The 17,807-nt window shown below is 42.8% G+C and carries 17 protein-coding genes, 3 tRNA genes and 2 rRNA genes; 10 read left to right on the top strand and 12 right to left on the bottom strand.

Translation table 11 applies throughout. The features are described from left to right. The 4 genes from rrf (MHN79_RS05260) to MHN79_RS05245 form a co-directional block, all read left to right on the top strand. Window positions 1-95: ribosomal RNA gene (gene rrf / locus MHN79_RS05260) — 5S ribosomal RNA — on the top strand; the annotation flags it as partial. A 42-nt stretch (window positions 96-137) separates the two neighbouring features. Next, window positions 138-213: transfer RNA gene (locus MHN79_RS05255), tRNA-Thr, on the top strand. Window positions 214-226: 13 nt separating this feature from the next. Then, window positions 227-342 (top strand): 5S ribosomal RNA (rrf, locus tag MHN79_RS05250). A gap of 31 nt (window positions 343-373) precedes the next feature. Beyond that, a tRNA-Asp gene (locus tag MHN79_RS05245) sits at window positions 374-450 on the top strand. Between the two features lie 69 nt (window positions 451-519). Here the strand turns inward: MHN79_RS05245 and apaH are convergent. From apaH to lptD, 6 genes are all read right to left on the bottom strand, one after another. After that, window positions 520-1,326: a bis(5'-nucleosyl)-tetraphosphatase (symmetrical) ApaH gene (apaH, locus tag MHN79_RS05240; protein ID WP_160929158.1), complete on the bottom strand. Its 807-nt coding sequence runs from the start codon at window positions 1,324-1,326 to the stop codon at window positions 520-522. 19 nt (window positions 1,327-1,345) lie between these two features. After that, window positions 1,346-1,723 (bottom strand): Co2+/Mg2+ efflux protein ApaG, encoded by a 378-nt coding sequence (gene apaG / locus MHN79_RS05235; RefSeq protein ID WP_152431280.1) that lies wholly within the window; start codon window positions 1,721-1,723, stop codon window positions 1,346-1,348. A gap of 63 nt (window positions 1,724-1,786) precedes the next feature. Continuing rightward, on the bottom strand, window positions 1,787-2,593 hold the full coding sequence (gene rsmA / locus MHN79_RS05230) for a 16S rRNA (adenine(1518)-N(6)/adenine(1519)-N(6))-dimethyltransferase RsmA (RefSeq protein WP_239171983.1): 807 nt from the start codon (window positions 2,591-2,593) through the stop codon (window positions 1,787-1,789). Between the two features lie 12 nt (window positions 2,594-2,605). Further along, a complete protein-coding gene (gene pdxA, locus MHN79_RS05225; RefSeq protein ID WP_239171982.1) occupies window positions 2,606-3,607 on the bottom strand; it encodes a 4-hydroxythreonine-4-phosphate dehydrogenase PdxA in 1,002 nt (333 codons plus the stop codon). After that, window positions 3,588-4,883 (bottom strand): peptidylprolyl isomerase SurA, encoded by a 1,296-nt coding sequence (surA, locus tag MHN79_RS05220; protein WP_239171981.1) that lies wholly within the window; start codon window positions 4,881-4,883, stop codon window positions 3,588-3,590. The genes pdxA and surA overlap by 20 nt, the downstream gene beginning before the upstream one ends. A gap of 50 nt (window positions 4,884-4,933) precedes the next feature. Further along, window positions 4,934-7,321: an LPS assembly protein LptD gene (lptD, locus tag MHN79_RS05215; protein WP_239171980.1), complete on the bottom strand. Its 2,388-nt coding sequence runs from the start codon at window positions 7,319-7,321 to the stop codon at window positions 4,934-4,936. Between the two features lie 148 nt (window positions 7,322-7,469). Between lptD and djlA the strand changes: the two genes are divergently transcribed. Next, a complete protein-coding gene (gene djlA, locus MHN79_RS05210) occupies window positions 7,470-8,327 on the top strand; it encodes a co-chaperone DjlA (RefSeq protein ID WP_160929168.1) in 858 nt (285 codons plus the stop codon). 61 nt (window positions 8,328-8,388) lie between these two features. On the opposite strand, the gene MHN79_RS05205 is transcribed toward djlA, so the two are convergent. The 5 genes from MHN79_RS05205 to rpsU form a co-directional block, all read right to left on the bottom strand. Beyond that, window positions 8,389-8,464: transfer RNA gene (locus tag MHN79_RS05205), tRNA-Ile, on the bottom strand. Window positions 8,465-8,605: 141 nt separating this feature from the next. Further along, window positions 8,606-10,459, bottom strand: a complete 1,854-nt coding sequence (rpoD, locus tag MHN79_RS05200; RefSeq protein ID WP_114784856.1) for an RNA polymerase sigma factor RpoD — start codon at window positions 10,457-10,459, stop codon at window positions 8,606-8,608. A gap of 97 nt (window positions 10,460-10,556) precedes the next feature. Then, window positions 10,557-12,326: a DNA primase gene (gene dnaG, locus MHN79_RS05195; protein ID WP_239171979.1), complete on the bottom strand. Its 1,770-nt coding sequence runs from the start codon at window positions 12,324-12,326 to the stop codon at window positions 10,557-10,559. Between the two features lie 95 nt (window positions 12,327-12,421). After that, entirely contained in the window at window positions 12,422-12,865 is a 444-nt protein-coding gene (locus MHN79_RS05190; RefSeq protein ID WP_239171978.1) for a GatB/YqeY domain-containing protein, read from the bottom strand. A gap of 28 nt (window positions 12,866-12,893) precedes the next feature. Then, window positions 12,894-13,109 carry a 30S ribosomal protein S21 gene (rpsU, locus tag MHN79_RS05185; protein WP_001145625.1) on the bottom strand — a complete coding sequence of 72 codons (216 nt, stop codon included), beginning with the start codon at window positions 13,107-13,109 and terminating at the stop codon, window positions 12,894-12,896. Window positions 13,110-13,337: 228 nt separating this feature from the next. On the opposite strand from rpsU, the gene tsaD reads away from it, so the two are divergent. Beyond that, entirely contained in the window at window positions 13,338-14,354 is a 1,017-nt protein-coding gene (tsaD, locus tag MHN79_RS05180) for a tRNA (adenosine(37)-N6)-threonylcarbamoyltransferase complex transferase subunit TsaD (protein WP_239171977.1), read from the top strand. Between the two features lie 134 nt (window positions 14,355-14,488). Further along, the gene (locus MHN79_RS05175; protein ID WP_239171976.1) at window positions 14,489-15,298 is read left to right on the top strand and encodes an alpha/beta hydrolase; all 810 of its coding nucleotides are present in this window, start codon (window positions 14,489-14,491) and stop codon (window positions 15,296-15,298) included. Between the two features lie 32 nt (window positions 15,299-15,330). On the opposite strand, the gene plsY is transcribed toward MHN79_RS05175, so the two are convergent. Further along, window positions 15,331-15,927 (bottom strand): glycerol-3-phosphate 1-O-acyltransferase PlsY, encoded by a 597-nt coding sequence (plsY, locus tag MHN79_RS05170; RefSeq protein WP_239171975.1) that lies wholly within the window; start codon window positions 15,925-15,927, stop codon window positions 15,331-15,333. Window positions 15,928-16,087: 160 nt separating this feature from the next. On the opposite strand from plsY, the gene folB reads away from it, so the two are divergent. From folB to MHN79_RS05155, 3 genes are read left to right on the top strand one after another with little or no spacing between them, the layout of a single operon-like run. Then, the gene (folB, locus tag MHN79_RS05165) at window positions 16,088-16,441 is read left to right on the top strand and encodes a bifunctional dihydroneopterin aldolase/7,8-dihydroneopterin epimerase (RefSeq protein WP_239171974.1); all 354 of its coding nucleotides are present in this window, start codon (window positions 16,088-16,090) and stop codon (window positions 16,439-16,441) included. After that, a complete protein-coding gene (gene folK, locus MHN79_RS05160; protein WP_239171973.1) occupies window positions 16,438-16,935 on the top strand; it encodes a 2-amino-4-hydroxy-6-hydroxymethyldihydropteridine diphosphokinase in 498 nt (165 codons plus the stop codon). Before folB ends, folK begins: the two co-directional genes overlap by 4 nt. 7 nt (window positions 16,936-16,942) lie before the next feature. Then, window positions 16,943-17,746 (top strand): undecaprenyl-diphosphate phosphatase, encoded by an 804-nt coding sequence (locus MHN79_RS05155; RefSeq protein WP_239171972.1) that lies wholly within the window; start codon window positions 16,943-16,945, stop codon window positions 17,744-17,746. Window positions 17,747-17,807: the final 61 nt, after the last annotated feature.

The following is a 17,807-nucleotide window of genomic DNA, read 5'->3' as shown; positions in this document are numbered from 1 at the left end:
GACCCACCTGATCCCATGCCGAACTCAGTAGTGAAACGCAATAGCGCCGATGGTAGTGTGGGGCTTCCCCATGTGAGAGTAGGACATCGCCAGGCTTTATATACCTTGCTTGAGACATAAATCTTGAGCAATATTATGCTGATATAGCTCAGGTGGTAGAGCGCATCCTTGGTAAGGATGAGGTCCCCAGTTCGAGTCTGGGTATCAGCACCAGCAAAGAATTTTTCTTGGCAACCATAGCGCTTTGGACCCACCTGATTCCATGCCGAACTCAGAAGTGAAACGAAGTAGCGCCGATGGTAGTGTGGGGTTTCCCCATGCGAGAGTAGGACATTGCCAGGTTCTTATTTAGACTCAATAGTCTAACCAGTGTGGAGCGGTAGTTCAGTTGGTTAGAATACCGGCCTGTCACGCCGGGGGTCGCGGGTTCGAGTCCCGTCCGCTCCGCCACTCATTCTAAACCCCAGCATGCATGCTGGGGTTTTCTGTTTTAAGAGCATCGACTTTAACTCGCTCTTACTAAGAAATACTTTTTTGAGAGTAGTATTGTTTGTCCTCCCAACGGATCATGGTCAAGCTACCTCCCCACACACACCCTGTATCTAAGCCTATAACTCTTTTTCCTTTATAACCTTCAAGCGCAGCCCAATGGCCAAAAAGAATCGTTTTCTTGATTTTCTTTTGTCGTTTGAGCTCGAACCAAGGCTGCAAATTACTTCCGATCAAATCTTTAGGGGGGCGTTTACACTCCATATCTAAACTAGCATCTGGAAAGCAGTATCTCATTCGAGTGAAAGCGTTAATGATAAAGCGGTATCTTTCAATACCTTCCAGTGTGGGACACCATAGATTAGGCGTGTTGTTATACATATTTTCGATAAGCCAAGGCCATTTATCGCTTTTTAGTATAGCCTCCACCTCTTTTGCACACTTTTTCGCGGTTGATAAATTCCATTGAGGAGTGATCCCTGCGTGACAGACAATAAACTCCTCATGCTCGGCAAGCAGAGGTTGGTAGCGTAGCCAGTTTAGTAACTCATCACGATCATTGGAGTCTAGAATTGCTCCTGTGTTGTCTTTTTTCTTGGCTTGATGGATTCCGAGAGACACAGCAAGGAGGTGTAAATCATGATTACCTAAAACAACTCTAGCACTGCTCCCCAAACTTTTTATAAAGCGGAGTGTTTCTAAAGATTTAGGGCCCCTTGCAACTAAATCTCCTGCTACCCAAAGTACATCATTATTCGCGTTAAATTTGACTTTTTTGAGCAGTAATTGAAGCTCATCAAAACAACCTTGAATGTCACCGATAATGTAGTTGGACACAACCAATCCTATGTTGTAATTAATTAAGAATGTTTGGTAATGCTAACCGAAATGGCTCGATTTCTGTGATGAATTCTTTACCTTTCTCATCCAGCAAAATGTATTGACCTTGCATAACGCCTACTGGTGTTTCAATGGCAGTACCACTACTGTATGTGTATTCATCATTACCGGAAATAAAAGGTTGTTGGCCAACTACGCCATCACCTTCGATAGTCATTTGCTTTCCATTAGCATCAGTAATGAGCCAGCGACGACTAATAAGCTGAACAGTTTGGTTGCTTAGATTCTTTATCGTAATGACATAAGCGAAAACATAGTGTTTCTCATCTGGCTGAGACTGCTCTGATATGTATTTGGTGTGGACTTGGACTTTAATACAAGGGGTAGCTTCCATTGGGACTCCTGCGTATTAGTCAAAAATTAGAGTTGCCTTACTACAACTCTAATTATACGAGTGTTATTTATGATTTGCGTCTAACCAATTCGCTAGATCAACAAACTGCTCTAGAGTTAAGTTTTCCGGACGCATACTTGGGTTGATACCAAGCTCCTCTAATACATCTGCACTTACCAATGACTTATAACAGTTTCTTACGGTCTTACGTCTTTGATTAAATCCTTCCCTACACACTCGATCTAACCAGTTAAGGTTAGTTGCAGGGTATGGGATTGTCTCATATGGAACGAGGCGAACTACGGCTGAATCAACTTTAGGTGGTGGAACAAAAGCGGTTGGGGGAACTTCTAGTACAGGAACAACCTTACAATAGTACTGAGCCATTACCGTCAAGCGACCATAGGCTTTTGTTCCTGGCCCTGCTGCTAATCTGTTCACGACTTCTTTCTGCAGCATAAAATGCATATCTTGAATATCTTTGTGATATTCAAATAGGTGGAACATCAGTGGGGTGGAAATGTTATACGGCAGGTTACCAAAAATGCGTAGCCTGTTATTAGGTTTCACTAGTTGTGTGAAGTCGAAGCGCATTGCATCGCCTTCATGTATAGTCAGCTTATCTGCAAGTTCTGGGTGTTGTCTCAATCGTTCAGCAAGATCTCGATCAAGTTCGATGACTGTAAACTTGTCGACTTCTCGACCAACAGGTTCGGTGATAGCCCCCAAGCCTGGACCAATTTCAACTAAATTTTGTCCTGGTTTTGGGTTGATTGCAGATACGATTCCATCAATGATATATGGGTCGTTCAAAAAGTTTTGACCAAAGCGCTTTCTTGCTTTGTGTCCTAAATGGACATCGTTTCTCATATTTTTCTCAAGTTAACTTATTTTATTCTCGACCAGCTCTATTGCTTGAGTCAGTGCCGTTGTAAAACTTCCTGTATCAGCTTTGCCTGTTCCGGCCAGTTCTATTGCTGTACCGTGATCAACGGATGTCCTAATAAAAGGTAAGCCTAAGGTGATATTCACTGACTTACCAAATCCCTTATATTTTAACACGGGGAGCACTTGATCGTGATACATTCCTAATATAGCGTCCGCGTCATCCAGATATTTACGGCTAAATATAGTGTCAGCAGGAAGTGGGCCTGTTAGGTTAATACCTTCCTCTGCTCGGATATCATCAAGTGTTGGGCTTATGGTATCTATTTCTTCACTACCCAAACAGCCGTTTTCACCTGCGTGTGGATTGAGCCCACAGACATATATCTTGGGTAAGGAGATGGAAAACTTACTGATCAAATCTTGGTGAAGAATACGGATAACATTACGTAAGCGATCAGCGCTAATGGCTTTTGACACTGCAGATAGTGGGATGTGAGTGGTTACTAGTGCCACTTTGAGCCCTTCGGTGGCGAGCATCATCACAACTAGAGGAGTGTTTGATATTTCTGCTAGATATTCTGTATGCCCACTAAAAGGGACCCCTGAATGGTTGATAATCCCCTTGTGTACGGGCCCCGTTATCAGAGCGTCAAATTCGCCACTTAAGCAGCCCAGAGAAGCACGTTTTAAGGTTTCTAATACATAATGACTGTTGCTTGAGTCTAGATGCCCAGGTATAACGGGTGATACTAGCGGGATATGTTCGACAACTAAGGTTCCTGCCGTTTGAGGAACTGGCAATGTCGATGAGTTATAGTCAATAAGTTCCACTTCTATATTTAGCTGTTTAGCACGCTGCATCAACATGTTTTTGTCTGCACATATGATCACTTGGTGTGGCCAGTCTTTTTGTGCGAGAGAAAGAGCGAGGTCCGGTCCTATACCTGCCGGTTCACCTGCGGTAACTATAACTCGTCTAGTTGTCATTTTGGTCATCCTTGACGATTTCTACGAAAGCGCTCGCCCGTATTTCCTGTAGCCAAGCGCTTGCTTCTTCATTGAATTTGCGGTTAAAGATAATTCTATAGGCTTTGTTCTTTAAAGCCGAATCGGTACGGTCTACTTCTCTTCTGTCCATAACTTCAAGAATATGCCAGCCGTGGACAGTCTTAAATGGTTCACTGATTTGTCCGATACGAAGTGAATCTACCTGATGTTTAAATTCAGGAACATAGATGTCAGAGGTTTGGTAGCCCAATTCGCCTTTTTGGCCAGCAGAGCCGGGATCCTGACTATATTGCTGAGCCATTTCGCCAAATGTTGCCTCGCCAGCTTCAATTTTACGAGTAATTTCGAGCAGCTCTCTTTTTACGCCTTCATCACTCATAATGACGGTAGGTTTTATAAGGATATGCCGCGCTTTTACTTCTGTGACTGCGACGGTTTCTAGGCCTTTGACATCTTCAATCTTTAAGATATGAAAACCTACTCCACTGCGAAATGGACCAATTATACTCCCTTTGCCTTGCAGTTTGATTTGATCGGCGAAGATGGTTGGCATTTCTTCTTTCCTCATCCAGCCCCAGTCACCTCCTTGCAGAGCTTTAGGGCCTTTAGAGTATGTGTATGCCATAGTTTGAAAATCTGCACCTGCATTTAGCTCATTTACAATTTTGTTTGCCTGCGCTTCGATTGTGACTTTATCCTTATCCTCGTTAACTCTGAGTTGAATATGTCCGACTTTGTACTGTACTGTCGCATTAGTTTCTTTAGCTAAAATGTCAGCAAGGTTATCCACTTCGGCTGGTAATATATTGATGCGACGACGAACTAATGCATTACGCGCTTCACTCGCAGCTATTTCCTTGCGTACTTGCTCTCTAAATTGAACGTAATTTAGGCCTTCTTTCGCTAAAGAAGAGTTCAGTTCTTCAAGCGTTTGTTTGTTATTCTTAGCAATATCTTCGATCGCTTTATTTAGACGATTGTCATCGACACGCACTCCAATCCTATCTGCTTCCTGCTGTTGTATGGTATCTACAATCAACTTTTCTATTACTTGTTCGCGAAGTGTTGCATCATCAGGGAGAGTTTGTTGATTATCCTTAGCGTTTGCGCGGATAGTTTTTAATGATGTTTCAATATCACTTTGCAGTACAACTCCAGTGTTAACAATGACAGCAACACCATCAAGCTCTGAAGGTGCTGCTTGCACAGCTTTTAGTTGGCTAGCAACAAAAAGCCCAAGGAGAATTTTATTCCAAAGTTTCATGTGATTACCTGTAAATAGTCCTGCCTGTGTTAAAACATCAGGTCTTTAAATTAGTTATTTAGGAAAAATGGGCGTCCATAGCCAAGTGAGTTATTGTCACTACTTTCGCTTACTGCACCTGAGTTTGAGCCTATACTCGTTCCAAATCCAATAATGCCAAAGTTGAAGCTAAAGTTGTTTTCATAAGTTGGTGTTGAATTTGGGTAACTTGAAAAATTCGGACTCCAGTCTTTGAGTTGGTTGCTATAGCTAAAGCCAATGTACCAACAATCGGAACGATATTTTATTCCAGCCAACCATTCCAGGGCATTACTGGTGGTGAGATCGTAGAAGTACTGGCCGCTTGCGCTCCACTTAGGTGTTAGTTGATAGCTAGCAAGTAAACCAGCTTGAGATATGCCATTTTCTGTTATTGCATCTAAATCATTGATACTGTCTAGAGTATTATCTATGTATTCTCGAGTTACGTATCGGTAATTCCCTTGTACATAACCTTTGTCAAAGCGGTATTCGAGGGTGCTGTTTGCCAACTGTAGGTCGCTGGTATCAACATCATATTGTATCCCACCATGATAGAATAAGTAGTCGTCATAGTTAAAATCCATCTCGACAGCCCAAGCTGAGTAGTTAGATTTATTGTTTTCGTTACTTAAAGTAGAGTTTTTGGTGTTTTTGGTGTCTTTGTCAATATAGAAAATTTGCCCAAAGGAGATGTTCAGTCTTTCTTTATAATGATTGTCAAAAAAACGAGTAGAAGCACCATAGCTGAACTGATTTGCAGCAGCTATACGATCGACACCGCTATACTTCCGGCTTCGAAAAAGACCGTAATAGTCGGTTTGTAGCAGTGTAGTGTCGTATAAGTAGATATCGCTTTGGTCTTTTTCTGGTACATATAAGTACTGGACTTGTGGCTCTAAAGTCTGTGTGTAGTTATCAAAAATAACGGTATCACGCTCAAGGGTAATGCCTGCATGTGTTCTAAATTCGGGAATTACGCGCGAAGTTGACTCTTTTAAATTATACCCTTCATCAGACAGCTCGGTTAGATCCAAACCACTTAAGTCTTGCTGGTAATAAGTTCCAAGTAATCTAGCTTCTGTTGTCCAGCTACCCCAAGAGGACGCTACGGGAATTTTTATTCCAGGTTCAATGTGAATCCGAGTAGCGGATGGTTTTTCAGGATTATCGGTATCAAATTTAGATATATGACTTTTAAGGTCTAAGTCAAGGTAACGCATAACCTCTGGAGAGTAGTAATTAAAACTAAGTTGAGGTAACAGGCGATATGGGGTGTTATCGCTTTCTGTTAAAAGTTGAAAATCTCGGCTTAAGATAGAGGCATCCCAACTTGCTGAGCGATAAGTAATAACAGCTTCTTGGATGAGCTGTCCGTCAGATTGATTGCCTAAACTGGAACCTGTGTCTGAAAAGTAACGGATGTCGCTAACTTTGGAATAATCAATTCCTAGCTTCCAATTATCGTTATAGATGCCTGAATGTTGCCATTGAATACCCCAGCGATCGCCTTGTTCTGGGTATTTCTTATCGTCGGGCAAATATTCAGATTTAATCGTACTGAAGCCTAAATCTGATAGATAGCGGAATTCACTGTTTAGCTGAGTGCCACGATTTTGCATCGATTTAAGCGTTGTTTTCAAATCGTAGTCTGGTGCTAGGTTCCAATATATAGGGACTTCCATTTCGAAGCCATCGCTTGACCCATAGGAAACAGTAGGGTAAAGAAAACCGGTCTTACGGGTGTCACCAATTGGAACCGTTAGAAATGGTAGGTAAAAAACAGGTACGTTTTGAATTTCAAAACGTGGATTATAAAAAGTGGCTTCTTCTTCGTTTTGGTCAATATCGATGCTCGATGCTCGCATGCGCCAAGAGCTGTCTCCTTCTGGGCATGAAGTAATAGTACCATCTTCTACTTCGTAGACTGCTTTTCCTGTTTTGGCTACATATACAGCCTCACCGCGTCCTGGCTCGCACAAAAACTGATAGTTAGTATTTTCTAGAGTGACTTCTTCAGAGCTAATATTGTGTATGGCCTTATCTGAGATGGTTTTTATTTGCCCATCACTGAATATAACGTTTCCTTCTGCAACGACGATATTATCTTTCTGATGTACGGTGACGTTATCTGCTTTCATACGTTTGTTACCTTGAACAACGGTAACATTACCTGAATATGTTGCCTTATCGCCGTTTATTGCCTCTAAGTGGTCAGCATCAACATTGACGGGTTGTTGTTTATTTTCAGACTCTTCATTATTGACCACACATTGGTCAATAGGGTCTAATGTCTGACACTGACCAATAAAGGGCATCGCTTGTGAAGATGCTGCCGCGGACTCTTCAGCATTCGCTTGAGATATAAGAAAAGCGGCGCTAATTGAACTGGCTAACAAGGTACGAGGAAAACGTGACATCGAGTTTGACTATCCTGTTGAACTTGATATATCCGGTGAATAGATGACCGAATGTAAAATTAAACGGTCCCTATGATAAAGGAATTTAAAGCTTACAGCACTATCAGACTGCTTTATGAAGAAAAAATTCAGAGATTGAGAGTAAACAATGCATATTTTCGGCAAAATACTGGGTACTTTTTTTGGCTTTCTTATGGGAGGACCATTTGGTGCTATTTTCGGCTTATTTCTAGGTCACCAGTTCGATAAAGCTCGTCGCTTAAAACTGGCTGGTTTTAGTTCAGATTTTGGTTCTGGCCCGAGTCAAAGCGAAAGGCAGGCTGAGTTCTTTAAATCTGCGTTTGCGGTAATGGGACATGTGGCAAAAGCTAAAGGCCAAGTCACACGAGAAGAAATCCAGTTAGCGACAACCATGATGGAGCGAATGAGTTTACACGGTGAGCAGCGTAGGGCTGCGCAAGAGGCTTTCCGTGAAGGTAAAGAGCGTGATTTTCCCTTAGAAACAGTTTTGGAACGCGTGCGCATCTCTGCGGGTGAAAGATTTGACTTGATGCAGTTTTTTCTAGAATTGCAGATTTCAGCAGCATTTGCTGATGGGGATATACATCCTAGCGAAAGGAGTGTGCTGCATAAAATCGCTCAAGGTCTTGGCTTTTCATCTCAGCAGCTTGAACAACGTTTAAAAATGCAGGAAGCCGCATTTCGCTTTCAACAAGGAGGAGGCTTTGGTGGGCGTTCTGCTGGTGGGCAGTCGCGAGGTTCTGGCGGAAGTTGGCAACAAAATTCATCGGCCAACCAGCTTAGTGATGCCTACAAACTCCTGGGTATAGATAGCAGTGCGGATGCTAAAACTGTCAAACGTGCTCATAGAAAACTAATGAATGAGCATCACCCAGATAAGCTGATGGCCAAAGGGTTACCACCTGAGATGATGAATGTTGCTAAAGAAAAGGCTCAAGAGATTCAAAGTGCTTATGATTTAATTAAAAAATCAAAAGGTTTTTAGGCAAAGAAACTTGATATCTAAAGTAAAAAACCTGATGAGGTTCATCAGGTTTTTTTGTGTTTGGTGGCCCCTCGCAGATTTGAACTGCGGACCAATCGATTATGAGTCGACTGCTCTAACCACTGAGCTAAGGGGCCTTTGTAGGTCAACGATTATAGGGGATGATGATAGGGCTGTCTAGACACAAAATAGGGTAAATTAGCCTATATTTTATCCACTTAAACCGTTTGGTTATAAAAAAGGCGAGCATGTGCTCGCCTTTTGACCATGGTGTTTAATTATTCATCTAAGAAGCTGCGCAGTGTTTCTGAGCGGCTTGGATGACGAAGCTTACGTAATGCTTTGGCTTCGATCTGACGGATACGCTCTCGAGTGACATCAAACTGTTTACCAACCTCTTCAAGAGTGTGGTCAGTATTCATATCGATACCAAAACGCATACGAAGAACCTTAGCTTCACGAGGTGTAAGACCTGCTAGAACATCTTTTGTCGCAACTTTTAAGCTTGTAGAAGTTGCTGAGTCTAGAGGAAGCTCCAAGGTTGTATCTTCAATAAAATCGCCAAGATGCGAATCTTCATCGTCGCCTATCGGCGTTTCCATTGAGATCGGCTCTTTAGCAATTTTTAGTACTTTGCGAATCTTATCTTCCGGCATTTGCATGCGTTCTGCCAATTCTTCTGGAAGTGGCTCTCGGCCCATCTCCTGTAGCATTTGACGAGAGATACGATTCAGTTTGTTGATCGTTTCGATCATGTGTACTGGAATTCGTATTGTTCGAGCTTGATCGGCAATAGAGCGAGTGATTGCTTGTCGAATCCACCAAGTTGCGTAAGTCGAGAACTTATAGCCACGGCGATATTCAAATTTATCAACTGCTTTCATCAAGCCGATGTTACCTTCTTGAATCAAATCCAAGAACTGCAAACCACGATTGGTGTATTTCTTCGCGATAGAAATAACCAGACGTAAGTTAGCCTCAACCATTTCTTTCTTAGCTCGGCGGGCCTTTGCCTCACCGATAGACATACGGCGGCTAATATCTTTGATATTTTGTACCGTTAGAGAGGTCTCTTCCTCAATCATTTTCAGTTTCATGATTGAGCGACGTATGTCTTCTTCGCTGCGTTGAATTTTTTCTGCGTAAGGCTTATCAGAAGATAAAATTTCGTCTAGCCATGCTTCGCTTGATTCATTACCAGTAAAGAGCGTAATGAAGGATTTTTTCGGCATTTTACCGTATTCAACAGACGCCTTCATGATCAAGCGCTCTTGAGTACGGACGCGCTCCATTGAGGTGCGCAACTCGTCAACTAAGTAATCAAACTGCTTAGGAGTCAGACGGAATTCTTTGAACACATCCAGTACAAGCTCGTGAGCAATCTGAGCTTTTGGACTTTCATTGCCGTACTCATTACACGCCAACTGAAAATTTTGGAAGGTGTTACGCAGTGAGGTAAACTTCTCAAGGGCGAGTTCAGGGTCAATGCCCGTTTCTTCTTCCTCTTCGTCGCTATCTTCACTGTCTTCATCGACGTCTTCATCATCTTCGTCTTCTAAGTCTGACTCAGCAAGCTCTGAACCTATGTGGGTTGCAGTTGGTGCAGCTGTTTCATCAGCATCAGGGTCGACGAAGCCGGTAATGAGGTCAGTAAGGCGCAGTTCCTCAGCTTGAACTTTATCGAATTGCTCAAGAATATAAGGAATGGTTCCTGGGTACTCGGCTACAGCATTTTGAACTTGGTTAATACCATCTTCAATGCGTTTTGCAATATCGATTTCGCCTTCACGAGTCAGTAGTTCTACTGTTCCCATTTCGCGCATATACATACGCACTGGGTCCGTGGTACGGCCAATTTCATTTTCTACGCTAGATAATGCGGCAGCAGCTGCTTCAGCAGCATCCTCATCGGTAATAGTATCATCGTCATTCAGAGCAAGGTCATCGGCATCAGGCGCAGTTTCAACAACTCGGATGCCCATGTCGTTAATCATTTGAATGATATCTTCAACCTGCTCAGAATCTACGATTTCTGCTGGCAGGTGATCATTTACTTCTGCGTAGGTCAGATAGCCTTGTTCCTTGCCTTTAATGACAAGTTGTTTTAGCTGTGACTGCGGATTTTGATCCATAGACGGTATCCAACTTAGTATCTGGTGAAGGAATTAGTATGCGAGTGCAAACCACCCATAATAACACATTAATTCATTGCTGACTATTCGAACAGGGTTACGCTTTTAAATCTAGCATTAAAGCTAGCAGCTCCCTTCTTTCTTCGGTTGATAAACCGACACTTCTTTCTTTGGCCTGCAAATCTTCAATTTGCTTTTCGACACACTGGGCCAATATTTTATCCAGCGAATCTAAAAAAATATCTTGTTCATTATCTTCATCGAGCGGGATTTCCCATCCAGCTAAACGAGACAGTAGAGCTTCATGGCTCGTGTTACGCCAGTATTCAATTAACTGGCCTGTGTTTATATTGGGGTGCTGATGGCAGTATTCAAGCACCTCAATGAATAATCTTAATCCTGGAACCGATAGTTCTCTAACTGGGGTTAAATCCGGCACCATTTGAGCATAGTTCGGATTTTGAATAAGTAACGCTATCACCTCACGCATTGGTGTTCTTTTGATGTCTTTATGAGGGGTAGGTTTTGTATCAGCTGTTGCAGTTATCAGTGAATTGAGAAACTTCTGAAGTTGAAAATCGCTCCAGCCTGTACCCAATGTTAATTCTTTCCATAAATATGCTTGCAGCGAGGGATCGGTTGCTTTGTTCAGTAATGGGGCTGCATTTGTCGCTACATAGGTCCCCCAGCGTTTAGGGTCCGAATCCGGAGCATCTTTTTTAATTTCGGCTAGCAAGAAATCAATCAATGAATCTGCTTTATCTATTTCTCGCTCAATTGCCTCTTTGCCAAACTTTCGAACAAAGCTATCTGGATCTTCTCCATCAGGCAAAAACAAGACTTTAAGTACTTTATTGGCGTTTAGAAATTGCAGGGCATTTTCCATCGCTCTTCTAGCAGCTTCTCTGCCTGCTCGGTCACCATCGTAGCAGCAAATGATAGTGTCTGTTTGTCTAAATAATTGGCGTATGTGATCGTCTGTTGTCGCGGTTCCAAGAGACGCTACCGCATAATCGACACCATATTGAGCCAGAGCCACCACATCCATATAACCTTCAACAACCAATATCTGTGGTGGTTCACGGTAAGCCTGCATGACTTCGTATAGACCGTATAACTCTTTACCTTTGTGGAAAATGGGTGTTTCTGGTGAGTTGAGGTATTTTGGGGTCCCATCACCTAGGATTCGGCCACCAAATCCAATGACTCTTCCGCGCCTATCATGAATAGGGAACATGACTCGGCCACGAAAACGGTCATAACGGCTACCTTTATCGTTTTCGATTAGCATTCCGCCGGAGACGAGCATAGCTTGGGTTTGTTCTGTGTGTCCAAAATTTTTACGGACTAAATCCCACTCATCAGCCACATAACCAATACCGAACTTTTTGACTATCTCTCCAGTTAGGCCTCGATCTTTTAGGTAGTCGATAGCGATCTTACTTCCGGAGTGCTTTAATTGGTCTCGGTAAAATTGAGCAATGCCTGCCATCAAATCGTAGAGGTTACGTTTTTGCTCATTATTGGCTTGAGGAACACTTGAGGCGAACCTTCCACCTTGGCGTTGTTCTCTTGGTACATCTAACCCCAGATAAGAGGCAAGTTCATCAATCGCTTCTGGGAATTCTAATCTTTCGTACTCCATCATAAAGTCGATAGCGTTGCCATGGGCACCGCAGCCAAAGCAATGATAGAACTGCTTTTCTTGGCTTACACTAAATGACGGTGTTTTCTCATTGTGGAATGGACAGCATGCGCCGTAGTTTTTGCCTTTTTTCTTTAGCTTTACTCGAGAGTCGATGATGTCGACAATATCCAGTCGAGCGAGTAGGTCATCGATAAAGCTTCTTGGTATCTGTCCCGCCATAAACCTCTAGAATACGAAAAAGAATAATAGGCTAGATACAAACAAGCCGCGCTTTCCCAAGGTTAGCACGGCCTGTTGTAATGTGTATTGAGTAATTATCCGAGCTTAGCGCGTACTAAACCGCTGACTTTACCCATATCTGCTCGCCCCTGAATCTTTGGCTTAAGCACAGCCATTACTTTACCCATGTCTTGCATGCCCGCAGCACCTGATTCAGTAATGGCATTGGTGATCAATGCCGCTACTTCAGTTTCACTTAGCGGTTGAGGCATAAATTCCTCAAGTACAGTAATTTCAGCTTGCTCGGTGTCGGCAAGATCTTGTCGACCTGCAGATTCATATTGAGCGACAGAGTCGCGACGTTGTTTAACCATCTTAGTTAACACAGCAAGAATATCGTTGTCAGTCAGAGTTATCTGTTCGTCAACTTCACGCTGCTTAATCGCAGACAGAGCTAAACGTATAGTGCCAAGGCGCTGTTTGTCCTTGGCTTTCATCGCTATTTTTTGCTCATCTTTGAGAGTATCAATCAGAGCCATAACTAAATTCCTTTATTGGACTTAGTTATTAGTACAGGCGAACGCGACGAGCGTTTTCGCGAGCTAGCTTCTTAGCGTGACGCTTTTGAGCCGCTGCTTTAGCGCGTTTGCGAACTGTAGTTGGCTTTTCGTAGTGCTCACGACGACGCACTTCAGAAAGGATACCTGCTTTTTCGCAAGAGCGTTTGAAACGACGTAGAGCAACGTCGAACGGTTCGTTTTCACGTACTTTAACTACTGGCATATGCCTTTCACCTCAGGGGTTATTCATTAGTGCTGATTTTAAAGTACCTAGCTGTACTGCCGGTTCTATTATCAGCTTGATCAAAAATGGTGCGGAATTTTAATCCGATCGTATAGGCTTTGTAAAGCCCTTTGTCGTTTAATCAGTATACAAAATTTGTTTGCTAAGCCAAGCCAAGGTAAGATTGCGCCAATTTTGAATCGTAGAACAAGCTATCTAGGTTAAACCATGCGCATTATTGGTATTGAAACCTCATGTGATGAAACAGGCATCGCGATATATGATGACGAGAAAGGACTGCTTTCTCACAAATTGTACAGTCAAGTTAAACTGCACGCCGATTACGGTGGTGTCGTTCCAGAGCTTGCTTCTCGTGATCATGTTAAAAAGACTATTCCGTTAATTAAATCGGCCATGACAGAAGCAGGTTTGACATCTAAGGATATCGACGGTGTCGCGTATACCGCAGGACCTGGTCTGGTTGGAGCCTTGCTAGTAGGGGCGACCATAGGCCGAAGTCTTGCTTATGCTTGGGGAGTACCTGCTGTTCCTGTACATCATATGGAAGGACATTTATTAGCACCTATGTTAGAAGATAACCCGCCACCTTTTCCCTTTGTTGCTGTGCTGGTGTCTGGAGGACACTCTATGATGGTTGAAGTCCGAGGGATTGGTGAGTACAGGATTCTAGGTGAGTCGATTGATGATGCTGCTGGTGAAGCCTTTGATAAAACGGCTAAATTGATGGGACTTGATTATCCGGGAGGCCCTCTTTTATCTAAGTTGGCAGAAAAAGGTACGCCTGGGCGCTTTAAGTTTCCTCGCCCAATGACAGATAGGCCGGGTTTAGATATGAGCTTCTCGGGGTTGAAAACATTTACAGCTAATACCATTGCTGCCAATGGCGATGATGAGCAAACGCGAGCGGATATTGCGTTAGCATTTGAAGAGGCAGTCTGCGCAACCTTAACCATAAAATGTAAGCGAGCGCTTGAACAAACGGGATTGAAGCGGATCGTTATTGCTGGTGGTGTGAGTGCTAACCGCCGCTTGCGTTCAGATTTAGAGCAGTTGGCCAGTAAGATTGGTGGAGAGGTATATTATCCACGAACCGAGTTTTGTACCGACAATGGTGCAATGATTGCCTATGCAGGTATGCAGCGGCTAAAAAATGGTGAAACGACGGATTTGTCTGTGCAAGCGAACCCACGCTGGCCAATCGACCAATTAAAACCAATCTTGTAGTCCAATTTTTATAGCAAAGCCACTTACCTCAAAAAGGTGGCTTTCCCATCATTTCCAATACCTCAATAGCTTTTGAGTGCCATTGTAATCCTTGCTCATCTTGGTAGGTATTTTTGATTAAAATGAGAATAATTATGTCCAAATTTACGCTAGATGCTCAGAAAATGGCTTATACAGATATCGGCCAAGGTCCTGTGATTGTTTTTGGTCATGCATATCTGTGGAGCCGTGAAATGTGGGCTCCCCAAGTCGAAGTATTAAGCAAAAAGTATCGCTGTATAGTGCCAGACTTTTGGGCGCATGGGGACTCTGATTCTGCACCTAAGTCAATGAGTTCTCTTGTGGACTACGCCAAGCATCTTGTTGCTTTAATGGACCATCTAAATATTGAACAGTTCTCTATTGTTGGTATGGAACTGGGTGGGATGTGGGGAACTGAAGTTGTAAGCTTTGTTCCCCATAGAGTGAAGTCACTCGTTATGATGGATACTTTTGTTGGTTTGGAACCAGAAGTTGCTCATAACAAGTATTTCTCTTTGTTGGATATGGTGGAGTCTTTACAGATGTTCTCTGACTCCACTATTGAATCCTTTTTGGCTCTTTTTTTCGCTTCTGAGCATCAAGCGGCTGAGTTAGTAGCACAATTTCGTACGAGGTTGGCAAGCTTAAAAGGTGAGCGAGCGATAGAAACGGCCCGAATAGGCCGCATGATATTTGGGCGCCGAGATCAGGTTGAAGATATAGAGATGTTTGCATTACCGGTATTGATTGCTGTTGGGGAGAAAAATGTACCTCGGCCAGTCCTTGAGTCATACCTTATGCATGATTGTATTACTGGCTCTGAGTTTGTTCAGATACCAAGTGCTGGACATATATCAAACCTAGAGCAACCTGAATTTGTTTCAAAAATGCTGGATGACTTCTTCACCAAGCTCTATCAATAAACAATTTAGAGTAAGTGTGAGAGATATTAGAGTTAAATAGAATTTTTTTCGTTGATTTTTGGCTCAGAGCCGTCGAGCAAGCGCTTAATGTTTTTGTGGTGACGGAAGATAATCAGACATGCCAGCATAGCGACAGGTAAGGTGTATTGGGGCTTTATCATCCATGTATAAAGTGGAGCAAGCAAGACTGTGATTATTGCAGCGAGAGAAGAATAGCGAAATAACACGATAACTAACAACCAAGTAGCAATGAGCAGGCATGATAACCCCAAGCCTATTGGAGCTATGGACCCTAGAGCGGTTGCAACCCCTTTACCGCCTTGAAAATGGAAAAAAATGGGGTACATATGACCTAGGCATGCAGCGATGGCTATGACACCAAGCAAAATGGGTTCAATATGAAAAAAATATCCTCCCCAAACGGGAATGGTTCCTTTTAGCATGTCGCATAAGAGTACTGCGAGTGCGGCTTTTTTGCCTCCTAGCCTTAGTACATTTGTCGCCCCTGGGTTATGAGAACCTACATCACGTGGATCGGGTAATCTGAGTAATCGACAAATAAGAATAGCGCTCGAGACCGAACCCAATAAATAAGCTGAGATGATCATGACAATAGCGATAGTGGTCATAGTGTCGTTACTCATTATAAAAAGGTGTTAGCTGAGCAAGTAATTGATATCATATAGCGCTTACAAGGCTCAAACTACTCGGATTTTGGTGTTTGGGACAAAAATAGTACGACTTTTTATCATATTTGGGTATCCGACCTCTAATTAGGAATCAAAATGCATGGATAAAGTGTTTATCGAGCAGTTAGAAGTGATCACGACGATAGGCGTGTACGATTGGGAACAAAGCATTAAGCAAAAGCTGATTCTGGACATTGAAATGGCCCACGACAATCGGGTAGCAGGTAAAAGTGATAATGTCGTTGATGCTCTTGATTACGCTAAAGTAAGCTCGGCGGTTCTTTCTCATATAGAATCTGGTCGTTTTTTACTGGTCGAGAGAGTGGCAGAAGAAGTCGCTGAATTAATTATCAGCCAGTTTGCTGTTCCTTGGGTGAAAATTCGATTAACAAAACCTGGAGCTGTTGTTCAGGCATCGGGTGTGGGGGTCATCATTGAGCGAGGCAACCCATGACAAAAGTATACATTGGTGTTGGCTCCAATATAGAGCCGCGCAAACATATCGAGGTTGCAATTAGTGCATTACACGAGATTGGTCAGAACATTCGCTTGTCGACTATCTATAAATGCCCAGCGGTAGGCTTTGATGGTGACGCTTTTTACAATTTGGTTGTTGAAATGGAAACCTCGCAAACTTTAGAAGAATTTGTGCAGCAGCTGCGTGATATAGAGCTAGAGTGGGGTCGTGAGCGTGACTCTGAAAAACTTCAGTCTCGCACAGTTGATTTGGATATTATTTTGTTCGGCCAACAGGTATCTAAACAGTCACCAGAGCTACCTCGCAGTGATATCTATAAGTATGGCTTTGTTATAGAACCACTTCGTGAATTATGTGCTGAACTTCGCGTGCCCAATGATGGACGAACTATTGATCAAATTTGGTCAGAACTGTCTTACCCAGAACACCTAAGTGAAATAGAACTTTGGTTTAATCACCCTTCTAACTGAGAATTTAATGAGTTATTTTGAAGCTTTTATTCTAGCCTTGATACAGGGCTTTACTGAATTTTTACCCATTTCTAGCTCTGCACATTTAATTTTGCCTTCTGCAGTGCTCGGATGGGAAGATCAAGGTCTAGCCTTTGATGTAGCTGTTCATGTGGGTACCTTGGCCGCAGTAGTGATTTATTTTCGCCATGAAGTTGTTGCCTTATTTAGTGCCTTTGTAGCTTCTATCTTTAAAGGCGATCGCAGTAAAGAAGCCAAGCTGGCTTGGATGATTGTTATTGCAACCATTCCTGCTTGTGTCTTTGGCTTATTAATGAAGGATATCATAGAGTTATATTTGCGCAGTGCTTGGGTTATCGCTACCACAACCATTATTTTTGGTTTGTTGCTTTGGTACGTTGACAAAAATGCGAGTCTTGTTAAAGACGAATATCAGGTCGACCGAAACAAAGCAATATTGATTGGTCTTGCGCAAGCAATAGCTATGATACCTGGGACTTCTCGCTCTGGGATCACGATTACAGCCGCGTTGTATTTAGGCTTTACGCGTGAAGCAGCGGCTAGGTTTTCATTCTTAATGTCAATTCCTATTATTTTGCTAGCTGGTGGTTATTTAGGGCTAAAACTTATCAGTAGTGGCGTGGCTGTGGATACAAACATGCTCCTCACTGGTATCGTTACTTCCTTTGTTAGTGCTTATTTATGTATTCACCTGTTTCTTAAACTTATATCGCGTATGGGAATGACGCCATTTGTAATTTATCGATTGGTATTAGGTTTAGGGTTACTCTTGTTTTTGTTACAGCGCTGACCTTATTGAGCCCTCTATACCATTATATCGCTATACAAGTGGTATTATGGTATACATGAGC

The organism is Vibrio sp. Of14-4 (genome assembly GCF_022347625.1).
Classification (GTDB): domain Bacteria; phylum Pseudomonadota; class Gammaproteobacteria; order Enterobacterales; family Vibrionaceae; genus Vibrio; species Vibrio pristinus.
Note: the sequence above shows the minus strand (reverse complement) of the source record. Positions and strands in the feature narration are given on the sequence as shown.

Bases quoted from the DNA above. Each gene is read 5' to 3' on its own strand.
- apaG (WP_152431280.1), bottom strand. From the start codon at position 1,723: ATGGAAGCTACCCCTTGTATTAAAGTCCAAGTCCACACCAAATACATA.
- rsmA (WP_239171983.1), bottom strand. From the start codon at position 2,593: ATGAGAAACGATGTCCATTTAGGACACAAAGCAAGAAAGCGCTTTGGT.
- pdxA (WP_239171982.1), bottom strand. From the start codon at position 3,607: ATGACCAAAATGACAACTAGACGAGTTATAGTTACCGCAGGTGAACCG.
- surA (WP_239171981.1), bottom strand. From the start codon at position 4,883: ATGAAACTTTGGAATAAAATTCTCCTTGGGCTTTTTGTTGCTAGCCAA.
- lptD (WP_239171980.1), bottom strand. From the start codon at position 7,321: ATGTCACGTTTTCCTCGTACCTTGTTAGCCAGTTCAATTAGCGCCGCT.
- djlA (WP_160929168.1), top strand. From the start codon at position 7,470: ATGCATATTTTCGGCAAAATACTGGGTACTTTTTTTGGCTTTCTTATG.
- rpoD (WP_114784856.1), bottom strand. From the start codon at position 10,459: ATGGATCAAAATCCGCAGTCACAGCTAAAACAACTTGTCATTAAAGGC.
- dnaG (WP_239171979.1), bottom strand. From the start codon at position 12,326: ATGGCGGGACAGATACCAAGAAGCTTTATCGATGACCTACTCGCTCGA.
- MHN79_RS05190 (WP_239171978.1), bottom strand. From the start codon at position 12,865: ATGGCTCTGATTGATACTCTCAAAGATGAGCAAAAAATAGCGATGAAA.
- rpsU (WP_001145625.1), bottom strand. From the start codon at position 13,109: ATGCCAGTAGTTAAAGTACGTGAAAACGAACCGTTCGACGTTGCTCTA.
- tsaD (WP_239171977.1), top strand. From the start codon at position 13,338: ATGCGCATTATTGGTATTGAAACCTCATGTGATGAAACAGGCATCGCG.
- MHN79_RS05175 (WP_239171976.1), top strand. From the start codon at position 14,489: ATGTCCAAATTTACGCTAGATGCTCAGAAAATGGCTTATACAGATATC.
- plsY (WP_239171975.1), bottom strand. From the start codon at position 15,927: ATGACCACTATCGCTATTGTCATGATCATCTCAGCTTATTTATTGGGT.
- folB (WP_239171974.1), top strand. From the start codon at position 16,088: ATGGATAAAGTGTTTATCGAGCAGTTAGAAGTGATCACGACGATAGGC.
- folK (WP_239171973.1), top strand. From the start codon at position 16,438: ATGACAAAAGTATACATTGGTGTTGGCTCCAATATAGAGCCGCGCAAA.
- MHN79_RS05155 (WP_239171972.1), top strand. From the start codon at position 16,943: ATGAGTTATTTTGAAGCTTTTATTCTAGCCTTGATACAGGGCTTTACT.